Raw genomic sequence first — 19,029 nt, 5'->3', positions numbered from 1 at the left:
GGCAGGAGAGCCGACGGTGGCTCTAGCGGTGGCCGAACAGGGTCCACACGATCTCGGCGCCCGGGCGGCGGGCCACCCACCGCAACGCGTGGCGGTGGACTCCGGGCGCGTTGGTCACCGCCAGGTCGGCGCCGCCGGCGGCGAGGATCTCCGCGGCGTGCTGGGTGGAGTCGGCGTCGACCCACCGCATCGGGCGGTCCCGCAGGGCGGGTGGCGCGAGGTCGGTGAAGAGCCGCCGGACCTCCCAGAGGGCGGCCACCGCGAGCTGACCGGCGGGCGGCTCGCGGTCCGGGTCGGCCGCGATGCCGTACTCCGGGGTGGCCTGCGCGAAGTACGCGTCCAGCCGCAGGTCGCGGTGCCAGTGGAAGCGGGTGAGCCCCTGGTACGCGCTCGGCACGAGGGCCTGGTCGACCCGGCGGTCCACAAGCGCCGCGAGCACCGCGTCGAAGGTGTCGGACAGCTCGAGGCGCAGCCCGTGCCGCTCGGCGAGGAAGGCCGCCGTCAGGTGGCTGGACGTCCCGGGCGGGCCCAGGGTGGCCAACGTCGTGCCGGGCCGGCTCGCCCACCGGTCCACCACGGCGCGCCAGCGCCGCCCGTACGCCTCGGCGAGCGGGCCGGGCAGCGCCGGCACCCACTCGTCCGCGGCCGTCTCAGGTGGTGTAGCCACGGTTGCCCGCCATCCGCTGCGCCACCCGGGTCTCGTGGTCGACCTCGACGCGCCGGTCGACGATCCGGGCGGCCTTCCAACTCACGAAGGCGCCGGTGCTCGTGATCGGGTCGAGCCCGTCGGTCAGCTCCACCTCGACCGGTACGCCGAGCGCGGCGGCGGCCCGCTGCCGGACGCCGTCGGCGATCCCGCCGGGGTCGTCGACGAGGTCCTTGAGCAGTTCCAGGCGGACCGTCAGCCGGTCTCCGCCACCGCTCGGGTCGTGGTCGATCACCACCTGGTATCCGCCCGAGCCGACGACCCCGGTCAGGACGGCCATCTCGATCTGCCCGGCGGTGAAACGTCGACCGCCCAGCTCGATCCGGTCCAGGGTGCGGCCCACGATCTGCACCAGGTCGCCGGCCATCTCGCAGTCGCAGTCCGACGACTCGGTGATCACCGCGTCGCCCGTGCGGTAACGGACCAGCGGCTTCACCCCGTCGATCAGCATGGTGACGGTGAGTTCCCCGCTGCCACGCGAACCGTGCGACACGCCGGTCTCCGGGTCCACCACCTCGACGAGGTAGTTGGTCTGGGAGAGGTGCATCCGCTTGTTGCGGCAGGCGGTGGCGATGACGAACGCCTCCTGCGAGCCGTACAGGATGTTGTAGACGTCCGCGCCCCAGACGGACTCCAGGTTGCGGGCCAGCGCCGGGGTGCACATCTCGCCGGTGACGAAGAGCAGCTTGACGGCGAAGTCCTCGCGCAGCCGGTAGCCGTAGTGTTCGGCCGCCTTGGCGAGCATCATGGCCACGCCCGGCGTGCAGCAGATGACCTCCAGCTCAAGGTCCTTCATGAGCTGCAACGCCTTGGCGAACCCGATCACCGGCGAGTACGGCCAGATCTTCGCGTTCAGCGAGCCGACGTTGCGCGCGACGTCACCGAGGGTGTCGCCGAAGGAGTGCACCTCGGTCGGCCCCATCAACCCGATCCGGGGCGCGCGGTCGCCGAAGTGGTGCCGGAAGATCGACGCCCAGGACTCGGTGACGTGGGCGTTGCTGGCCACCACCTCCCGGCCGTCGCGGGGACACGGGGTCGCCCGGCCGGTCGTGCCGGTCGTCTCGTAGAAGAAGACGCCCTCGGACAGCGGCCGGCTGAGCACGTCGAGCATCTCCTGGCGCAGGTGCGTCTTCGTGGTGAAGGGCAGCCGGTCGAGGGTCGCCGGCGTGATCGTGGCGAGGTCGACGTCGGCCAGGTGACGGGCGTAGAACGGCGAGCCGGTGGACACCTGGTCGAGCACCGTGCGCAGCTGTCGTGCCCGCCAGGCCTCCAGGTCGGCGGTGTCGAGGGTGCGGTCGTAGAAGGCCTGGTGCAGGGCCAGGTAGTCGGCGGCGAAGTCCGCCGCCGGGCCGGTGGTCGGAAGCCACATGGTCGGATCCTCTCCAGGGGTGAGCCGGCTGCGGTGCTGTCGCCGCCGGCCGTGGCGCAGGTCAGTGCAGGCCACCGTTGACGTCCAGAACCGAGGCGGTGACGTAGCTGCTCTCCGGGCCGGCCAGCCAGGCGACGGCCGCGGCGATCTCGGCCGGCGAGCCGAACCGGCCGACCGGGATCCTGGCCCGGTAGTCGTCCCGGCGCTCGACGGGGATCCGGGCGGCCATCGGGGTGTCGACCAGGCCGGGAGCGACCGCGTTGACCCGGATGCGGTGCTCGGCGAGCGCCCGGCCGAGGCTGCGGGTCAACGCGATGCACGCACCCTTCGACGCCCCGTACGCCGCATCCGGGCTGCCGGACTGCCCGCTGATCGAGGCCACGTTGACCACAGTGCCGGGCCGGCCGGCGTCGACCAGGCCACGGGCGAACGCCTGTGTGCAGAAGAACGCGGCGCCCAGGTTGACGTCGAGCACCTGCGCGTACGTCTTCGGGTCGTAGTCGAGGAAGTCCCGGGCGTGGTAGACGCCGGCGTTGTTCACCAGCACCGTGGGCTGGCCGTACCGCTCGTGGATTTGCGCGAAGAGCTGCTCCACCTGCTCCGGCACTGCCACGTCGGCGACCAGCGAGGCATACGCCGCCGGGTCACCGGCCGGGTCGACGTCGACGCCGAGCACCCGGTGTCCGGACCCGGCCAGCGCGACGGTCACGGCCCGGCCGATGCCACCCGCCGCGCCGGTGACCACGGCGAGCGGGGCTGACTGGTCGGTCATGGCGACCCCACCGCCCCGGCGCCGGCTGCCGGCAGTGCCACCGATGCGCGGCCCAGGAAGTTGTCGAACAGGCGCAGCCCGTCCTCGGTGAGCACGCTCTCCGGGTGGAACTGCACCCCCTCCACCGGCAGGGTCAGGTGTCGTACCCCCATCACGTAGCCGTCGTCGGACGAGCGCGCGGTGATCTCCAGGGCCGGCGGGGCCGGGTCCGCGACGATCAGCGAGTGGTAGCGGGTGACGGTGAGCGGGGAGGGCGCGCCGGCGAAGACACCTCGGCCGTCGTGGGCGACCACGCTCGTCTTGCCGTGCATCAGGTGCCGGGCGACGGTGACCGTTCCCCCGTACGCGAGGCCGATCGCCTGATGCCCGAGGCAGACGCCGAGCAGCGGCACCTGGCCGGCGAAGGCGTGCACCAGCTCCACGTGCCCGGACTCGGCGGGGTGCCCCGGCCCGGGGCCGAGCACCACCGCGTCCGGCCGCAGGGCGGCGAGCTGCTCGGCGGACCGCGACCGGGAACGGACCACCACGGTCCGCGCGCCGAGGGTCCGCAGGTACTGGTCGATGATGTGGGTGAAACTGTCGTACGCGTCGACGAGCAGGACCTTCACGGCAGCAGCTCCGTACCGGTCAGGGCCCAGAACGTGGCGCTCATCTTGGCCAGCGTCTCCCGCCACTCGGCCCCGGGTGTGGAGTCGGCCACGACCCCGGCGGAGGCCTGGGTGCGGTAGCGGCGACCGTCGTGCACGGCGGTGCGGATGCAGAGCGCCAGCACCGCGTACCCGCGTACGTCGACGAGACCGATCGAGCCGGCGTAGACGCCCCGAGGCTCGTCCTCCAACCCGTCGATGATCTCCATGGAGCGCAGCTTCGGCGCGCCGGTCATGGTGCCGGCCGGGAAGGCGGCGCAGATCGCCGCCCAGACGTCGGCGTCGTCGGCGAGCTGCCCGGAGACGGTGGACACCAGGTGGTGCACGTACGCGAACGGCTCGACGTCGAACATCGCGTCCACGCTGAGCGTGCCCGGTACGCAGACCCGACCGATGTCGTTGCGGCAGAGGTCGACCAGCATGACGTGCTCGGCCCGCTCCTTCTCGCTGGCCGTCAGCTCGGCCACCAGCCGGCGGTCGGTCTCCGGGTCGGCGCTGCGGGCGGCGGTGCCCGCGATCGGGCGCATGGACAGCCGGCCCTCATCGACGCGGAGGAACAGCTCGGGGCTCGCCCCGATGACGGTCCCGCCGGCCCAGGGCGTCAGGTACATGTACGGCGACGGGTTGCGGTGCCGCAGCCGCCGGTAGACCTCCAGCGGGGTGAGAGCCGTCTCCACGTCGATCCGGTGGCCGATCTGGATCTGGTAGCTGTCCCCCACCTCGATGTGCCGCAGGCACTGCTTGACCCGGGCGGCGAACGTCTCCTCGTCGACGGTGTCCCGCACCAGGGTGGGCGGTGGGGCGACCGGCACCGCCGCGTGATCGTCGGGAAGCCCGGCGACCAGCTCCGACAGCCGGGGAGCGGCGCTGTCGGGTGGCAGGTGCGGGCCGCTGGCGGTGAGCTGCCGCACGGTGCCGGCGCGCAGGTCCCACCAGACGGTGTGCCGGAACAGCACGAGGGTGCAGCGTGGGATGTCGTCGACCACCCGGTCGACGGAGAGCTCGTCCATGTCCCGCGCGGCCTCGTACGCCAGGGTGGTGAGGAAGCCGAAGGCGAAGCTGTCGGCGGGGGCGGTGGTCCGCACCGCGAAGGCCCGCTGCACGGCCCGGACCGCCGCCCAGACCTCGGGTGGCCCGGAAACCGACCAGACCCGCTCCGGCGCGCGGTGCCGGGCCGGCTCGCCCAGGACCGCCGTGAGCACGGCGGACAGGGCGTCACCGAGCGGACCGTCGCAGATCACCTCAAGCCGGTCGGCGATGAACCGCAACTCGGCGAGAGTGTCCCAGCCGACTGCCGCCGCATAGCGATCCTGAGGCGGGCCGTCTAGGCTTTCGAAGAGATACAGATCGTCGTGCGGACGACATTCGGAGAGTGCCGTGTAGAGCGACAATGGATTGATTGCCGACAGTGTGACGGATGTCACCTCTATTGGAATTGAGTCGGCCAGTGGCGTAGGCCGCATCGCCACAGAATGGGACCGATTGGTCCACGTGGCGGTCTTGGTTGACAATGAGGACACTGCGAAACCCCCTCTGAGCAGCCCGATTTTGGCGCCGCCGTTGGCGCTGACCCCGCCGCGTGACACGGCAGATCGGACTTTCCCCCCGCACAAAAGGACTCGCACGACCGGCCCACGCCGGCACCAGGGACGTTAGCGAGGTCCATATTGGACAACTCGGAACGTACGCCCTGATTCGCCGGTCGCTGGACGGTTGCGCGTCCGGCCAACACTTTCCTCAAGTACAGATCGCGCTGTCCATACCACTTCGACTACGCCGGAGCGGACCACTTGTTGTTGAATCTAAACCTGTCAATAGATGGTCAGTCGCGCGAAACGCTGGCAGTGCAGCTCCGTAACGCATTTCGTACGCAGATCGAGGAGGGCGTGCTGCGTCCCGGCACCCGCCTGCCGTCGAGCCGGCACCTCGCCGCCGACCTCGGGGTGTCCCGCAGTGTGGTCGTCGAGGCGTACGAGCAGCTCTGCGCCGAGGGCTACTTCGTCTCCCAACACGGCTCGGGCACCTCGGTGGCGGCGGCGGCACGCGACGAGATCGGCTCGGCGCTCACTCCGGGCGATCGCGCACCGACGGTGGCACTCCGGGACCTGCGCACCGGCGGTCTGCACGCCTCCACCTTCCCCGGGCAGGACTGGATCCGGGCGGTCAGCGCGGTGGTCACCTCGGCCGGCCTCCGCGAGCTGGGATACGCCCCGCCGTCCGGCCTGCCGGTCGTCCGGCACACCCTCGCCGGCTACCTCGGCCGGGTGCGCGGCGTGCGTACCAGACCCGACCACCTCATGATCACGTCCGGCTTCGCCCAGGGGCTCGCGCTGCTGTGCCGGGAGCTGCGCGACCGGGGCCACGACACGGTCGGCGTGGAGGATCCGGGCCACCCGGGCGAGTGGGAGTTCATCGCCGACGCCGGCCTGCGTCCGGTGGGCCTCCCGGTGGACGCCGACGGCATCCGGGTCGACGCCCTGGCCGCGAGCGGGGTCCGCGCCGTGCTCGTCACCCCGGCCAGCCAGTTCCCGACCGGGGCCACGCTCAGCGCGCAACGCCGGGAGCAGCTCGTCGCCTGGGCCGAGGCGGTCGACGGCTACATCGTCGAGGACGACTTCGACGCCGCCCTCGTCGCCCCGGCGCAGCGGATGCCGGCGTTGCAGAGCCTCGCCCCGGACCGGGTGATCTACGCCGGCAGCGCCAGCAAGGTGCTCGCCCCGGCGCTCCGCCTCGGTTGGCTGGCCACCCCGCCCACGCTGACCGCGCCGATCGAGCGCCTGCGCGCCGGCTGGGACCTCGGCTGCTCCAGCCTGGAGCAGCTCGCCTTCGCCCGGCTCATCGACACCGGGGCGTTCGACCGGCACCTGCGCCGACTCACCGCCGACATCCAGAAACGCCGTCAGGTGGTCCACCAGTTCGTCGCCCGCGAGCTGCCCGGCACCACCCTGCGCAACGGGCACGGCGGGTTGCAGGCGTACCTGGAACTGCCCACCTGGTGCGCCGAGGAGGCGCTGGTGCAGGCCGCCCGACGCCGCTCGGTCCTGGTCCGTGGCGGCCGCTTCTACGCCCTGCGCGCCGACGACCGACCGCCGGCACTGGTCGTCGGCTATGCCGGGTTGCGCGGCACCGAGTTGGGCCGCGGCCTGGCCGGGATCGCCGGGGCGTACCGGGAGACGATGGGCCGCACCGGGTCCAGAGCCCCCCGGGTGACTCCGACGGCCGAACCGAGTGGCACCGGGGTCCGCGGTGGACGGTGAGCGCGACCGGTGACCCCTGTCGTCCCGGCGCCGCCACCCTGGGCGGGCTCGCGTCCCAGGCCAAGCTAGGGGTGTCGACCGGTGTTCAGGCGTATTGCGATGATCAATCGGGGAGAAGCCGCGATGCGGTACGCGAGCTGCCCGTCACCTGGTGACGCTCCAGGAATACGAAAGGGCTCGGCCACCGCGGTGGCCGAGCCCTTTTCCGTCCGGTCAGTGGTTCAGCTCGGCCACCTTCTCGGGTTGGCGGGTCACCACCGGAGCGTGGCCGCCCCGGTCCACCGTGGCCTGTCGGCTCTCCGCACGGGCCACCCGCAGCTGGTGGAAGCCGACGGCGATGAGACCCAGGCCGAGCACGACCATGACGCCGACGACCGGCCAGTGCAGCGCCTCGGGGACGAGGCGGGCCAGGAACCAGGAGTCGCGGTCGGGGTCGCCGTATTTCAGGAAGGCCGGAACGACGCCCTGGGCGACCAGCGGGACCCAGCAGACGGTGAAGCACACGTAGATGACGGCGCGGCGGGCCGGCGACGCCCTGTCGATGCCGAGGCGGCTCTCGCCGAGATCCACCCCGCCGAGGGAGGCGGTGATCTGGTCCCAGTCGACGTCGCCGCTGAGGTTGCTCCTGCGGGAGGTGGAGGCCCGCATGGTGGCGAGCAGGTCGGGGCCGGTCGCTTCCAGGTGCTTGGCGGCCAGATCGCCGAGCAGCCAGGCCAGCAGGATGCCGGTGACCAGGCCGACCCCGGCGCCCGCCCAATCGGGTCCGTAGCGGACGGTGATATAGGCGGGGGCCGCGGTCGCGGCGACCAGCACCAGCATGAGCAGCACCTGGGTGAAGTCCGTGCCGTTCTCCAGGAGGTTGCCGCTGCGCTTGTGCGGGTCGGTCATCGGCACCGGGCGCAGCACCGAGATCAGCACGATGACGCCGGCGCCGCCGCCGATCAGGGCCGGCACCAGGGCGGCCAGCCACGGCCAGGCCCACGTCTGGCCACTGAGCACTGTCGGCACGACGCTGAGGACCACGACCGCCGGGGCGGTCAGCAGCAACCAGGCGAGCTGGCGACCGCGGACGTCCTTGCGGGCGGCCCCGGGGGTGAGCACGGTCTGCCAGATCACCGTGCCGTCCTCGCCGTACAGGTTGGCGGAGATGGCGGCGGCCCAGATGCCGAACGCGACCCCGATGAACGGCACGAAGATCGGCAGGTCGACCAGGAGCGGCAGCAGGCAGAACGCCAGCGCGTAGACCAGGGAGAAGACCAGGTAGTGGAAGCGCATCAGGTCCCGGGACGCGGTGCGCAGCTCACGACCGACGACGGCTCGCACCCCGCCACCGCGGATCTGCTGCGCGGCGGTGCGGCCACGGGCCGGGCGGCCGCTTGCGCCCCGGTGGCTGAGCCGGCGGACCAGCAGCGCGGACCAACCGAGCATGGCCAGCACGCTGAGGACGGCGAGACCGGCCGGCGCGGCGAGAGCGAGCAGCCAGTCACCCCGGCCGGCGGCCTCCACCGCGACGATGCCCCAGCCGGACGGCAGGCGGCGCACCCAGTCCGCCAGGTTCTCCGGGAAACCGGCGGTGAGGGCGTACTGGATGGTGGGTTTGAGCACCCACCCGGTGTGCGTGAGCGCCAGGATGCCGCCGCTGATTACGGCGGCCAGGACCGCACCGATCTTGGCGCGCATCAGCGTGCTGAGCGCGGCGGTGACGAACCGGGAGGCGAGCACCACGAAGAGCAGTTGGAGGAAGACCACCGGCACCGCGATCAGGGCGGCGGCACCGCCGACCGGGAGAGCGACGACGATCAGCGCGGTGAAGGCCACCAGGCTGACCACCGGGGCGACGCCGACGAACGCGACGGCGAGCAGACCGGTGGCGAGTCGGCGCGGCGGGATGGGCAGCAGGGCCAGGTGCTCCGGGCGCAGCGTCTCGTCGCCCCCACCGAACAGCACCGGGCCGAACAGCCAGCCGATCATCCAGATGGCGAACGCCGCGCCGACCAGGTCCAGCGGCAGGCCGTCGACCGGCCAGTCGTGCAGGGCCAGCCAGATCGTGCCGCCGGCGAGGACCAGGCCCAGCACGCCGCCACCGATCATGTCGGCGGCACGCTGCCCGGTCATCGAGTGCCGCAGAACGGCCAGCTTCATCCGGATCAGGATGCCAACCATGACAGCTCCCCCGCGCTCTCCGGCTGGCCGCCGACCAGGTCGACGAACCGGTTCTCCAGGGAGCTGCCGCCGCGGACCTCGTCGAGCGGGCCGGAGGCGACCACCCGGCCGCCGGTGACGACCGCGACGTGGTCGCAGAGCTGCTCGACGACCGGCATGACGTGACTGGAGAAGACCACCGAGCCGCCGGCGGCGACGAAGCGCTGGAGGATCACCTTGATCGTCGCCGCCGAGACGGGGTCGACGGCCTCCAGAGGCTCGTCGAGCACCAACAGCTTCGGTGCGTGCAGCAGGGCCGTGGCCAGGCCGATCTTCTTGCGCATGCCGGTCGAGTATTCGAGGACCAGGGTGCTGTCGGCCCGGTCGAGTTCGAGGACCTCCAGCAGCTCCTGGCTGCGCTTGGCGACCGCCTCGGGCTCCATGCCCCGCAGCAGACCCAGGTAGCTGAGCACCTCCCGGCCAGTGAGCCGCTCGGGCATGCCGAGGCCGTCGGGCAGGACGCCGATCAGTTCCTTGGCTCGGACCGGGTCGGCCCAGACGTCCACGCCGAAGATCTCGGCGCGACCGCTGTCGGGGCGCAGCAGCCCGACGGCCATGGACAGCGATGTGGTCTTACCGGCCCCGTTGGGACCGACCAGCCCGAAGAACGAGCCGCCCGGAACCTCCAGATCGACGTGATCGACGGCACGCTTGTCACCGAATGCCTTGGACAGCCCGATGAGCCGCAGAGCCGGCGTGGGTGTCGGGGTTGTCACTGGTACCTCCGGAAGCCTCGGACTGGTCGGGCCGCTTGCCGTCAGCCTGCCGTCAGGCGATCAACGATGGGATCCACGGTGACCTTCGGGTCCGAAACGCCGGTCATCACCGTGATCGGGCAGGACAGCGGCGGGCCAGGTCGTACACATAGGTTTCCGCGGCCTTATAGCGTTGCGGATCGCGGTCCTGCCGGCCGGGGTACTGCACCGCGAACACCTCGACGCCGGTCAGGGCACGCGAGACCAGGTGATAGTAACTGGCCGAGATGCCCGTCGAAGCCCTGCGCCAGGACGGCGACCAGCACGCCGGTGTAGTCCTGGTTGTTGGTGCCGGCCGACGCCGGTGCGATGCCCCGGGCGGTGGCCGGTCGATCCCGGCCCGCTCGAAGGTCTCCCACCCGGTCTCCAGCAGCAGCCGCTGCTGCTGCGGGTCCATGGCGATCGCCAGCGTCGGCGGTGCTGAGCTCGGACAGGGCAGCCCGGTCCCAGCCCCGGTCGGGCGGGAACTCGCCGATCGCGTCCCGGCGGTCGGTCACCAGGTCCAGAGCTGGTCGGGCCCACGAGTCGAAAATGTAAGAGCCGGTTAGCTGACCGAAGGTCTAAGCCAAAATCGACCTTTCGGCCAGGCAGGTCATCGAAATGCCACCTGTCAGTTACCGCCCGGCAACGTCCCCGATTCCATCAGCGACAGTAAAGTTGTCTTTTGCACCTTGCCGAGGGCGTTACGCGGTAACGATTCCACCAGGTGGACACGGCGCGGCCTTTTGTGCCGGGCCAGCCGCTTTTCCACATAGGTCACCAGCGTACGAGCTGCCAGTGACTGCTCGCCGACGATGAACGCCACCACCTCCTGGCCCAGGTCGTCGTGCGGGGCGCCGACCACCGCCACCTCGCGCACCTGCGGATGGGTGAGCAGGCAGTCCTCGATCTCACCGGCACCGATCCGATATCCGCCGCTCTTGATGATGTCGGCGCTGGCCCGCCCGACGATGCGGTATTCCCCCGCCTCGCTGACCGTCGCCACGTCGCCCGTGCGGAACCAGCCGTCGGCGGTGAACGTCTCGGCGGTCTTGTCGGGCAGGTACAGGTAGCCGTCGAAAAGCGTCTCGCCGCGGATCTGCAACGCCCCGAAGGTCTGCCCGTCGGCCGGCACCGGCACACCCGCGTCGTCCACGAGCCGGGCCTGCACCCCGCGCACCGGACGGCCGACCGACCCGACTCGACGAGGGCCGTCGGCGCGCGTACTGAGCGTTATCAGGGTTTCGGTCATGCCGTACCGCTCGACGGGCCGGTGCCCGGTCAGCCTCTCCAGCTCGGCGAAGACCGGCGCGGGTAGTGGCGCGCTGCCGGAGACCAGCAGTCGGGCCGCGGACAGCGCACGGGCGGCCGTCGGCTCGGCACAGATCCGGCTCCACACCGTGGGCACCCCGAAGTACAGCGAACCGCCGGCGGCCGCGTACCGGCCCGGGGTCGGCCGCCGCGTGTGCACCAGCGGCGAGCCGACGCGCAGCGGCCCCAGCAGACCCAGGATGAGACCGTGTACGTGATAGAGCGGCAGACCCTGCACGAGAACGTCCTCGTCGGTCCAGTCCCAGGCGTGCGCGACCGCGTCGATACCGGCCCGGATCGCCGCGTGACTCAACAGCACGCCCTTCGGCGGGCCGGTGGTGCCACTGGTGTAGAGGATCAACCCGGTCGTGGACGGGGCGGGGCCGCTCGTCGGCACCTCACCACGCCGGCCCGGGTCGACCGGCACCACGGGTATCGGACAGTCCGCCAGCACCGGCGCGTCCGGTTCACCGGCCAGCAGCAGCTGGGCCCCCGAGTCGGTGAGCACGTGGGCGAGTTCGGCCGCGCCGGTGTCCGGCGGCACCGGAACCACCGCCACCCCGGACAACAGGCCACCGACGATGGCGGCGACCGTTGCCACACTCGGGGTGGCGAGCACCGCCACCGTGCCGGCTCCGGCGATGTCGGCGGCCACCGCGCCCGCAGCGGCCCGCAACGCCTCCCGAGAGATGGCGTCGCCGTCGACGCGTACGGCGTCCGCACGATCGGGCACATCTCCGGACAACGACGGCAACAGCATGGCCAGCCCCCTCGCGGCCGCACAAACGCAACCGAAGCTGAATCTACGGACCCGGCCGGCGTCGGCCCACCCCTAACTCCTGACACGGCGGATCCCCGTCGTCGGCCCACCAGTCATCCGGTACAGCCGTTTCGCCTCTGCCGCCGCCCTCGGACGGATGCGCTATGCCGATGGCGGCGGATCCGCTGGCCTGGCCTTCTGCGGATAGAACGTCTCGTGGCGGGCCAGCATCGCGACGAATTCGCGGATCTTCCGCTCCCGCGTCTCAGCCCGCTTGACGCCGTTGACGCGGTGGATGAGAGCGAATCGATTGGCCTTGGTGAGGACGTCGAGCATGGCCTGGGCAGCGGGGTCGGCGGCGATCGCGGCGAGAAGGTCGGCCGGCACCTCGGCCTCCGAGGGAGGAGCGTAGGCGGCCGCCCACCTCCCGTCCGCCTTCGCGGCGTCCACCGCTGCGCGGCCCGGAGGCAGCATCCGACCCTGCTCCTCCAGCCGAGCCACGTTGGCGACGTTGCGCTGCGACCACGAGCTGCGGGGCCTGCGTGGGGTGAACCGGATCCAGGAGCTCTCCTGATCCCGCTTACGGGCCTGCCCGTCGATCCAGCCGAAGCACAGCCCCTCGTCAACCGCCTGTTGCCAGGTCAGCGTGGTGACGGTGCCGCCCTTCCTGGCCAGTGCGAGCCAGATGCCCGGTGACGTGGCGTGGTTGGCCAACAACCACGCACGAAGCCCGTCGCCGTCCGCGACGATCAACTCATCCAAATCAGCTCCCGCCACGACAGCAGGCTAACCCGCCGCCGACCGCGTCCACACCGGGACACCCAGCGGTCCGGCGATCCGCGAACGTCGGGGTCGTGGGGGGCTAGCCGGGCCGGTCGGTGGCCGTGTCCTCGCCGTACTCGCCGCGGATGGGGAGGTAGTAGGCGGGCAGGAAGCCGGCGATGATGACGACGCCCGCGATCGGCACGAACGCGCCGACGAGGATGCCGGAGCCGATCCAGACCAACGCGAGCGCGAACCTGCGGCCGATGGCCCGGATGCCGAAGGGGCCGAGGTCGGGGTCCAGCAGTTTGGCGCGGCGGAGATGGGCCCAAATGACGTTGAACAGGGCCGCCGCCGTCCACAGTGTGGCGCCGTAGACGACGACCGCGACGCGCAGACCCTGTTCCGCGCGCAACGCGTCGGCGAGCAACGACGTGGAGAACGGCAGGAAGGCGATGACCATCAACAGCAGGGTGTTGAGGAACAGGACCTCCCGGTCGACGTGCCGGACCCGGTCGAACATGACGTGGTGGTTGACCCACACCTGCCCGATGAGCAGGAAGCTCAGCGCGTATGCCAGGTACGACGGCCACAGCGCGCCGAGGCCCCGCAGGAGATGCCCGAAGTCCTGCGGGGGTTGGATCTCCAGCACGAGCAGCGTCACGGCGATGGCGAACACAGCGTCGCTGAAGGAGATCAACCGACCGGGTTGACGCACCAGACGAGGATTGTCGCTCTTGGACCGCACGCCCTGATTATGCGGTGACGAGGCTTCTGCCGGAGTGCTGATCGCCGGAGGGCGCTGCCGCAGCGACGCATCGGCCGCATCACCCGATCGGACCGCTGAAGGCGACGGACGGCTATTTCCATGTGCGACAGGCCCTCCGCGACGCCTAGGAATAGGCCATGACCAACGAGGTGACCGTTCCCCTGCTGCCCTGCGCGTCCATCGACGACATCGCCACCTTCTACGCGGCTCTCGGATTCCACGCCACGCACCAACAACGCAAGCCCAACCCGTACGTGGCGTTGCGCCGCGAGGATCTGCATCTGCACTTCTTCGAGATGACCGGCTTCGACCCGGAACAGTCCTACGGCTCCTGCCTCGTCCTCACCTCGGATATCGGGGAACTGCACCGGGCGTTCGCGGCGGGCATGCGGGCCGCGTACGGCAAGGTGCTGGTGTCCGGCATGCCACGGATGACCCGGCCCCGGGCGCGGAAGAACTACGACGGTCTGGGCGGGTTCAGCGTCATCGACCCGGGTGGCAACTGGATCCGCGTCGTACAGAACGCCACCACGACGCCCGCGCCAGCCACGACGCCCGACGGACGGCTCGCCAAAGCCCTGGCGAACGCCGTCGTGCAGGCCGACTCCAGGGGCGACGTCCACCAGGCCGTCCGGATCCTCGACAGCGCGCTGGCCCGGCCGCAGGCCGACGACGACCCGGTCGCACAGGTGGAGGTTCTCGTCTACCGCGCCGAACTGGCGATGGTGCTGCACGACCAGGAGACCGCGACGGAGATGCTGAGCCGGGTCGATCGTGTCGTGCTCACCGCGGACGAGACCGCACGGGCAGCGTCCGCGTTCGACGCCGCCGCCGACCTCGCAGAGGCGATGCGGTGATCCGACGGCACCACCCGGCCCGCGCAGACGTGAAGTCCAGAGGGTCGACGACAGCAACTATCCGAGATCGTCGGAGGGCTGTTCCTTCGTCAGGTGGAGCAGCCACCCCTCACCGGTGCGGATCAGCGCGTACCGCCGACTCCCGGTGCGGCCGTGCAACGTGAACAGCATCCGACGGTCGGTGCGGTCGTGCTCCTCCCAGGTGCCGATGTCGGCGATCGACTTGTCGGCGTCCTCGTAGGTGAGGTGATCGAGGTGGTGGTCGGGCACGGCGATGGCGAGCCGGTTGTCGCGAGGGCTGTCCGGCAGGCCCCGCGGCACTGCCCAGGAGCGCAGCACACCGCCCTCCTCGAGCCGCAGGTCGAAGTGCGGCCGTGGTTTGCGGTGATCGTGCAGGACGAAGGCGGGCGCCACTCTTGCCATTGTCGCCGCTGGGCGGCTCCATCGCTTGCCAACGCGCATGTCGTACCCGGGTGCGAGGCTTCGGGTCATGGCGACTTTCGTTCTGATCCACGGCGGCGGGGGCAGCGCCTGGGACTGGCATCTCGTGGTTCCCGAGCTGACCAGCCGCGGCCACGACGTGGTGGTGCCGGAGCTGCCGATCGAGGACAGGTCGGCGGGGTTCGCCGAGTTCTGCGACACGGTCGTCAGCGCGATCGGCGACCGGAGCGATCTTGTGGTCGTCGGCCACTCGTATGGCGCGTTCACCGCGCCGCTGATCGCCGACCGTCTGCCGGTGCGGCTGATCGTCCTGCTCACACCGATGATCCCCCAGCCCGGTGAAAAGCCCGGGGACTGGTGGGGCAACACCGGTTATCGCGGCGCGGAAGGGCTGACCGAGGAGGAGCAGTTCTACAACGGGGTGCCGGCCGAGCTGATCGCGCAGGCTGCGGCGCACAACCGGGACCAGGTCAGCGCGGAGGGCAACGAGCCGTGGCCTCTGAACGCCTGGCCGGGCGTGCCGACGAAGGTGCTCATCGCCCGCGAGGACCAGTTCTTTCCGGCGGACTTCCAGCGCCGGGTGGCCGCCGACCGGCTCGGCGTCACCCCGGATGAGATCGACGGCTGCCACGCGGTGTCGTTCAGCCATCCGCAGCAGCTCGCCGACCGGTTGTCCGCGTACCTGCGCTGACGGTGCTGGCAGCCTTGTCTCACAGTCACCGGCGGGGCTGCTACATCGGCGACGCGCCAGTCGTCGGCCGGGTGCCACGGACCGCCCAGGCGCGGGCCGTGAGGCGGATCGACCCGTCGGGTCCGGGCGGCAGCCGGGCGGCGAGCAGATCCCGCAGGGCGGCCTGCTCGGGCTCCGCCAACGAGGCCAGGTACGCCGGGGCGGAGCCCTGCCCGCCGAGGAACGGTGTCCAGTAGTCGGCGAAGCTGGCGAAGACGGTCGGCACCTCGATCGCCCGTACCGAGATGTCCGTGAGCCCAGCGTCGCGCCACAGCGCCTGGAGCACATCCGGCCGGCACAGCGAGAAGCCGCGGCCGTCGTCCCGGGCAGCAGCGGCGGGGTCGAGCGCGCTGGCCGCGTCCCAGAAGTGCCGCATCATTTCCATTCCCTCGGCGTAGTCCCAGACGTACGCGGCCACCGCCCCACCGGGGTTGACCACGCGGGCGAAGTCCGCCACCGCCCGCGCCGGCTCGGGTACGAAGTTCAGCACCAGACCACTCACCACCACGTCGACGGCGTCGTCCGGCAGGGGCAGCACCCGGGCATCGCCGACCGCGAAGTCGGCCCTCGGGTCGGTGACCTGGGCGCGGGCCTGCGTCACGAACCCCTCGGAGGGGTCCACGCCGGTGATCTGGCGCGGTTGCGCGGTCGTCAGCACGGTCGAGGTCAGCACGCCGGTGCCGCTACCCACGTCGAGCCAGCGCAACCCGCGCGGCAGGTCGAGCCAGCGCAGGAACTCCACAGCGACGAGCCGGCTCCACCGACCCACGTAGGCCTCGTAGGCCGTACCGTCGGCCCAGACTGGGGATGCCATGGCGGCACCATACCTGCGGTCGGGAGGGCACGATGATTGATCTGGTGACCGTCGGGGCGATCGTCGGCGTCCTGCTCGTCGGTGTCGTGGTGCTGGTCCGCAAGCCGGTCGACGCTCGACGGGTGGTCCGGTGGTCGGCTCTGGTGATCACGGTGCTGGTGGCCGCCGCGCTGACTCCCTACACCGTGGACGATTCCGGGGCTGCGGCCAGCTATCTGCTCGGCGTGCCAGTGGTGGCCGCGACGCTGCCGGTGCTCGCGCAGCGGATCGGCCGGCTGACAGTGGTCGCCGACGTGGTGGCCGCGCTGATCATCACCGCGTGGGGGCTGCTGCTCGGGCTGGGCATCGGTGGCGCGTTCCTGCCGGTGGCGGTGCTCCTGGTCGCCGGCATCGTGGGGATCAGGGCACAGCGACCGTCCACGACCGTCTGAGGCAGCGGCCACTGCGCCGGAAATCTGGCAAAACAACAGACCGCGCATTGACGTTAGTCACTGGCTTGTCGCATATGCTGCGTCGTACCCACGTTGACGGCCCGCGCGCGCCGTGCCGCCCTCGCGACCACGCCCGCCGTCGATCGCCGGGCTTCGCGCCCGCCGACGTCGACAGGAGTCTTCGATGAACTGGCGTCCCACCATCGCCGCGCTGGGCGGTCTGTGCCTCGCGCTCAGCACCGCACCCCTCACCAGCGGGGCCGCCGCCGCTCCCCCGGACACTCTGCGTGCCGCTCATGTTAGCGCTCACTCCGCAGCCGGTGGCGCGCTCGCCAATCCGCCCGGCACGCCAGCAGGCGCATGCCCGACGGGGGCCGGATACGGCCCGCCGCTACCGGCCAGTTCCGTGACGGCGCCCAGGATCCAGGGTGGATTCTCGTTCCTCGAAGGGCCGGTCTGGGTCGCCGACGGTGGCTACCTCCTGATGTCCGACATGGCCGCGGGCACCGGGCCGTACAACGTCCAGCCGTCCACGATCCGTCGGTTCACCCCGCCGGCGACCTTCGACACGTTCATCGCCAACGCGGGCAGCAACGGCTTGGCGCTCAGCGCCGACGCCCAGCAGGTCGTCGCGGCGACCCACGACCAGCGGAGCGTGTCCGCGTACCGGCTGAGGGACCGGACCCGCAGCACCGTCGCGGCGAACTACCAGGGCCGGGCGTTCAACTCGCCCAACGACGTCGCGGTCCGTTCGGATGGCGTCGTCTACTTCACCGACCCGAACTTCCAGCGCGGCAACCGCGCCGACCAGATGAGCGGGCGTACCAGCGTCTTCCGCGTCTCCGGCGGTCAGGTGTCACTGGTGGACGACCGGCTGCGCCAACCCAACGGCATCGCGCTCTCGCCGGACGGGACCGCGCTGTACGTGGGTGCCTACTCCGAGAACAAGATCTACAAGTACGCCGTCCAGCCCGACGGCAGCACCGGCGCTCGCAGCGTCTTCGTGAACTACATCGGTGGCCCGGACGGCGCGACGATCGACTGCGCGGGCAACGTGTACTGGGCGTCGGGCTCGGACTCCCTGGTGCACGTCTACTCCCCCGCCGGCACCCAGCTCGGCACGATCCGGGCCGGCACCTCCGGTACGACCAACGTGGCGTTCGGCGGCCCCGACCGGCAGACCCTCTACGTCACCTCGGGCCCGCGGAACGACTCCGGCCTCTACAGCGTGCGACTCAACATTCCCGGCTACCCGTACTGAACGCAGGGCGTACCCCGATCCTGGCGGTGACGGGCCGGCGGCCGCTAGCGTGGATCCCGGAGGTAGCCGATGGGCGCACCCCGACTCCGTCAGCCGACGCCAGCGGTACGCGGCGCCGGGCTTGAGCCCGGGCGTCTGCTGGCGGCCGTCGACGCCGCGGTGTCGTACTACCGCGCCCAGCTCGCGCACGCCGACGCGCCGCGCGCCTACCTCGCCGAACGCGGCCTCGGTGTCCTCGTGCAGCGGGAGTGGCCGTGGCGGGTCGGGTACGCCCCACCGGGCTGGAGTGGGCTGACCACCCACCTGCGCGCCGTCGGCTTCACACCGGAGGAGTTGATCGGCGCCGGCCTGTCGGCCCGCACCCGGACCGGCCCGGACCGCCTCATCGACGTGTTCCGCGACCGGGTCATGTTCCCGGTACGCGACCCGGCCGGGCACACAGTGGCATTCCTCGGCCGCGCCGGCCCATATGCCGGAGACGTACCGAAGTACCTCAACAACCCGCGGACAGCGATCTACAACAAGAGCCACCTGCTGTTTGGTCTCGCCGAGCAGCAGGACCGCATCGCCGCCCGATGGACCCCGGTCCTCGTCGAAGGGCCCGCCGACGTCCTCGCGGTGTGGCTGTCCTACTCCCGGTCCGGCCGGACCGGAGCGGTGGCCCTCGCACCGTGCGGCACCACCCTCAGTGACACCCAGGCCACCATTCTGCGGGAGTTGCCCGGTGCCGCGCGGGGCCTGGTCACTGCCTTCGACGCGGACCCGGCGGGCCGCGCGGCGGTGGACCGCGCGTGGCACCTGCTCCGACAGGCGCGCTGTCCCGGCCCGCTGCTGGCGGCCGAGTTCCGCGCCGGCGCCGACCCGGCGGACCTGCTGCGCGCCCCGCACGGCAGGGCCGCGCTGCGGGCGACCCTGCGGCGACGGGCGCAGCCCATGCTCGACACGGTGGTCGACCACCGCCTCACCCGGCTCGTCGAGCGACACCCCCGGTTGCTGGAGGACATCGACGGCAGGTGCGCCGCGGTACGCGCGCTGGTGCCACTGCTGTTCGAGGCGACCAGCCCGCAGGAGGCGATCACTGTGGCTCGTCGCATCGTCGCCCACACCGGGGTCGGCGTGGACACCGTCGCGGCCATCGCGATCGCGCACCTGGAAGGCTCACTACGCGACCTCTCCTGGCTGGGTGAGGGCGGACCAACCGGGTAG

Annotated in this window: 19 protein-coding genes; 6 read left to right on the top strand and 13 right to left on the bottom strand. The window is 71.4% G+C overall.

Annotation, left to right across the window (positions count from 1 at the left end; all coding sequences use genetic code 11):
* Nucleotides 1-22: 22 nt before the first annotated feature.
* The 5 genes from FBZ33_RS11500 to FBZ33_RS11480 all read right to left on the bottom strand — a co-directional run bounded on the left by FBZ33_RS11500 (nucleotide 23) and on the right by FBZ33_RS11480 (nucleotide 4,762).
* A complete protein-coding gene (locus tag FBZ33_RS11500; RefSeq protein WP_255508814.1) occupies nucleotides 23-667 on the bottom strand; it encodes a prephenate dehydratase in 645 nt (214 codons plus the stop codon).
* Nucleotides 651-2,075: a phenylacetate--CoA ligase family protein gene (locus tag FBZ33_RS11495; protein WP_141909018.1), complete on the bottom strand. Its 1,425-nt coding sequence runs from the start codon at nucleotides 2,073-2,075 to the stop codon at nucleotides 651-653. The genes FBZ33_RS11500 and FBZ33_RS11495 overlap by 17 nt, the downstream gene beginning before the upstream one ends.
* A gap of 61 nt (nucleotides 2,076-2,136) precedes the next feature.
* Nucleotides 2,137-2,847, bottom strand: coding sequence for an SDR family NAD(P)-dependent oxidoreductase (locus FBZ33_RS11490; protein WP_141909017.1), 711 nt, complete (start codon nucleotides 2,845-2,847; stop codon nucleotides 2,137-2,139).
* On the bottom strand, nucleotides 2,844-3,455 hold the full coding sequence (locus FBZ33_RS11485) for an aminodeoxychorismate/anthranilate synthase component II (RefSeq protein ID WP_141909016.1): 612 nt from the start codon (nucleotides 3,453-3,455) through the stop codon (nucleotides 2,844-2,846). Before FBZ33_RS11485 ends, FBZ33_RS11490 begins: the two co-directional genes overlap by 4 nt.
* Complete coding sequence (locus tag FBZ33_RS11480) at nucleotides 3,452-4,762, bottom strand: anthranilate synthase component I family protein (RefSeq protein WP_255508813.1); 1,311 nt, start codon at nucleotides 4,760-4,762, stop codon at nucleotides 3,452-3,454. The genes FBZ33_RS11485 and FBZ33_RS11480 overlap by 4 nt, the downstream gene beginning before the upstream one ends.
* Before the next feature lie 576 nt (nucleotides 4,763-5,338).
* On the opposite strand from FBZ33_RS11480, the gene FBZ33_RS11475 reads away from it, so the two are divergent.
* The gene (locus tag FBZ33_RS11475) at nucleotides 5,339-6,751 is read left to right on the top strand and encodes a PLP-dependent aminotransferase family protein (RefSeq protein ID WP_255508812.1); all 1,413 of its coding nucleotides are present in this window, start codon (nucleotides 5,339-5,341) and stop codon (nucleotides 6,749-6,751) included.
* A 213-nt stretch (nucleotides 6,752-6,964) separates the two neighbouring features.
* Here the strand turns inward: FBZ33_RS11475 and FBZ33_RS11470 are convergent, their stop codons facing one another.
* From FBZ33_RS11470 to FBZ33_RS11445, 6 genes are all read right to left on the bottom strand, one after another.
* Nucleotides 6,965-8,914 carry a hypothetical protein gene (locus FBZ33_RS11470; protein ID WP_141909013.1) on the bottom strand — a complete coding sequence of 650 codons (1,950 nt, stop codon included), beginning with the start codon at nucleotides 8,912-8,914 and terminating at the stop codon, nucleotides 6,965-6,967.
* Nucleotides 8,899-9,669 carry an ABC transporter ATP-binding protein gene (locus FBZ33_RS11465; RefSeq protein ID WP_141909012.1) on the bottom strand — a complete coding sequence of 257 codons (771 nt, stop codon included), beginning with the start codon at nucleotides 9,667-9,669 and terminating at the stop codon, nucleotides 8,899-8,901. Before FBZ33_RS11465 ends, FBZ33_RS11470 begins: the two co-directional genes overlap by 16 nt.
* A gap of 106 nt (nucleotides 9,670-9,775) precedes the next feature.
* The gene (locus FBZ33_RS33065; RefSeq protein WP_221629456.1) at nucleotides 9,776-10,105 is read right to left on the bottom strand and encodes a hypothetical protein; all 330 of its coding nucleotides are present in this window, start codon (nucleotides 10,103-10,105) and stop codon (nucleotides 9,776-9,778) included.
* A 213-nt stretch (nucleotides 10,106-10,318) separates the two neighbouring features.
* On the bottom strand, nucleotides 10,319-11,758 hold the full coding sequence (locus tag FBZ33_RS11455; RefSeq protein WP_141909011.1) for an AMP-binding protein: 1,440 nt from the start codon (nucleotides 11,756-11,758) through the stop codon (nucleotides 10,319-10,321).
* A 162-nt stretch (nucleotides 11,759-11,920) separates the two neighbouring features.
* Nucleotides 11,921-12,535, bottom strand: coding sequence for a YdeI family protein (locus tag FBZ33_RS11450; protein ID WP_141909010.1), 615 nt, complete (start codon nucleotides 12,533-12,535; stop codon nucleotides 11,921-11,923).
* A gap of 85 nt (nucleotides 12,536-12,620) precedes the next feature.
* Nucleotides 12,621-13,268 (bottom strand): TMEM175 family protein, encoded by a 648-nt coding sequence (locus tag FBZ33_RS11445; RefSeq protein ID WP_199177082.1) that lies wholly within the window; start codon nucleotides 13,266-13,268, stop codon nucleotides 12,621-12,623.
* 158 nt (nucleotides 13,269-13,426) lie between these two features.
* Between FBZ33_RS11445 and FBZ33_RS11440 the strand changes: the two genes are divergently transcribed.
* Nucleotides 13,427-14,146: a VOC family protein gene (locus tag FBZ33_RS11440; protein WP_141909009.1), complete on the top strand. Its 720-nt coding sequence runs from the start codon at nucleotides 13,427-13,429 to the stop codon at nucleotides 14,144-14,146.
* A gap of 57 nt (nucleotides 14,147-14,203) precedes the next feature.
* Here the strand turns inward: FBZ33_RS11440 and FBZ33_RS11435 are convergent, their stop codons facing one another.
* Nucleotides 14,204-14,569, bottom strand: a complete 366-nt coding sequence (locus tag FBZ33_RS11435; RefSeq protein WP_088947701.1) for a DNA polymerase ligase N-terminal domain-containing protein — start codon at nucleotides 14,567-14,569, stop codon at nucleotides 14,204-14,206.
* Nucleotides 14,570-14,636: 67 nt separating this feature from the next.
* Here FBZ33_RS11435 and FBZ33_RS11430 point away from each other — a divergent pair, with 67 nt between their 5' ends.
* Nucleotides 14,637-15,278, top strand: a complete 642-nt coding sequence (locus FBZ33_RS11430; protein ID WP_141909008.1) for an alpha/beta fold hydrolase — start codon at nucleotides 14,637-14,639, stop codon at nucleotides 15,276-15,278.
* 40 nt (nucleotides 15,279-15,318) lie between these two features.
* On the opposite strand, the gene FBZ33_RS11425 is transcribed toward FBZ33_RS11430, so the two are convergent.
* Nucleotides 15,319-16,131, bottom strand: coding sequence for a class I SAM-dependent methyltransferase (locus FBZ33_RS11425; protein ID WP_141909007.1), 813 nt, complete (start codon nucleotides 16,129-16,131; stop codon nucleotides 15,319-15,321).
* Nucleotides 16,132-16,163: 32 nt separating this feature from the next.
* Here FBZ33_RS11425 and FBZ33_RS11420 point away from each other — a divergent pair, with 32 nt between their 5' ends.
* From FBZ33_RS11420 to FBZ33_RS11410, 3 genes are all read left to right on the top strand, one after another.
* Nucleotides 16,164-16,562: a hypothetical protein gene (locus FBZ33_RS11420; RefSeq protein WP_141909006.1), complete on the top strand. Its 399-nt coding sequence runs from the start codon at nucleotides 16,164-16,166 to the stop codon at nucleotides 16,560-16,562.
* Nucleotides 16,563-16,746: 184 nt separating this feature from the next.
* Nucleotides 16,747-17,823 carry an SMP-30/gluconolactonase/LRE family protein gene (locus tag FBZ33_RS11415; protein WP_141909005.1) on the top strand — a complete coding sequence of 359 codons (1,077 nt, stop codon included), beginning with the start codon at nucleotides 16,747-16,749 and terminating at the stop codon, nucleotides 17,821-17,823.
* 69 nt (nucleotides 17,824-17,892) lie between these two features.
* Complete coding sequence (locus FBZ33_RS11410; RefSeq protein ID WP_141909004.1) at nucleotides 17,893-19,029, top strand: toprim domain-containing protein; 1,137 nt, start codon at nucleotides 17,893-17,895, stop codon at nucleotides 19,027-19,029.

The organism is Micromonospora sp. A202 (assembly GCF_006715105.1).
Lineage (GTDB): Bacteria > Actinomycetota > Actinomycetes > Mycobacteriales > Micromonosporaceae > Micromonospora > Micromonospora zamorensis.
The sequence above is the reverse complement of the archived record's forward strand: the minus strand, read 5'-3'. Positions and strand labels throughout refer to the sequence as shown.

Excerpts from the sequence above, each read along its gene's own strand:
- FBZ33_RS11495 (WP_141909018.1), bottom strand. The coding sequence starts at position 2,075 with ATGTGGCTTCCGACCACCGGCCCGGCGGCGGACTTCGCCGCCGACTAC.
- FBZ33_RS11490 (WP_141909017.1), bottom strand. The coding sequence starts at position 2,847 with ATGACCGACCAGTCAGCCCCGCTCGCCGTGGTCACCGGCGCGGCGGGT.
- FBZ33_RS11470 (WP_141909013.1), bottom strand. The coding sequence starts at position 8,914 with ATGGTTGGCATCCTGATCCGGATGAAGCTGGCCGTTCTGCGGCACTCG.
- FBZ33_RS33065 (WP_221629456.1), bottom strand. The coding sequence starts at position 10,105 with ATGGACCCGCAGCAGCAGCGGCTGCTGCTGGAGACCGGGTGGGAGACC.
- FBZ33_RS11455 (WP_141909011.1), bottom strand. The coding sequence starts at position 11,758 with ATGCTGTTGCCGTCGTTGTCCGGAGATGTGCCCGATCGTGCGGACGCC.
- FBZ33_RS11440 (WP_141909009.1), top strand. The coding sequence starts at position 13,427 with ATGACCAACGAGGTGACCGTTCCCCTGCTGCCCTGCGCGTCCATCGAC.
- FBZ33_RS11435 (WP_088947701.1), bottom strand. The coding sequence starts at position 14,569 with ATGGCAAGAGTGGCGCCCGCCTTCGTCCTGCACGATCACCGCAAACCA.
- FBZ33_RS11430 (WP_141909008.1), top strand. The coding sequence starts at position 14,637 with ATGGCGACTTTCGTTCTGATCCACGGCGGCGGGGGCAGCGCCTGGGAC.
- FBZ33_RS11425 (WP_141909007.1), bottom strand. The coding sequence starts at position 16,131 with ATGGCATCCCCAGTCTGGGCCGACGGTACGGCCTACGAGGCCTACGTG.
- FBZ33_RS11420 (WP_141909006.1), top strand. The coding sequence starts at position 16,164 with ATGATTGATCTGGTGACCGTCGGGGCGATCGTCGGCGTCCTGCTCGTC.
- FBZ33_RS11415 (WP_141909005.1), top strand. The coding sequence starts at position 16,747 with ATGAACTGGCGTCCCACCATCGCCGCGCTGGGCGGTCTGTGCCTCGCG.
- FBZ33_RS11410 (WP_141909004.1), top strand. The coding sequence starts at position 17,893 with ATGGGCGCACCCCGACTCCGTCAGCCGACGCCAGCGGTACGCGGCGCC.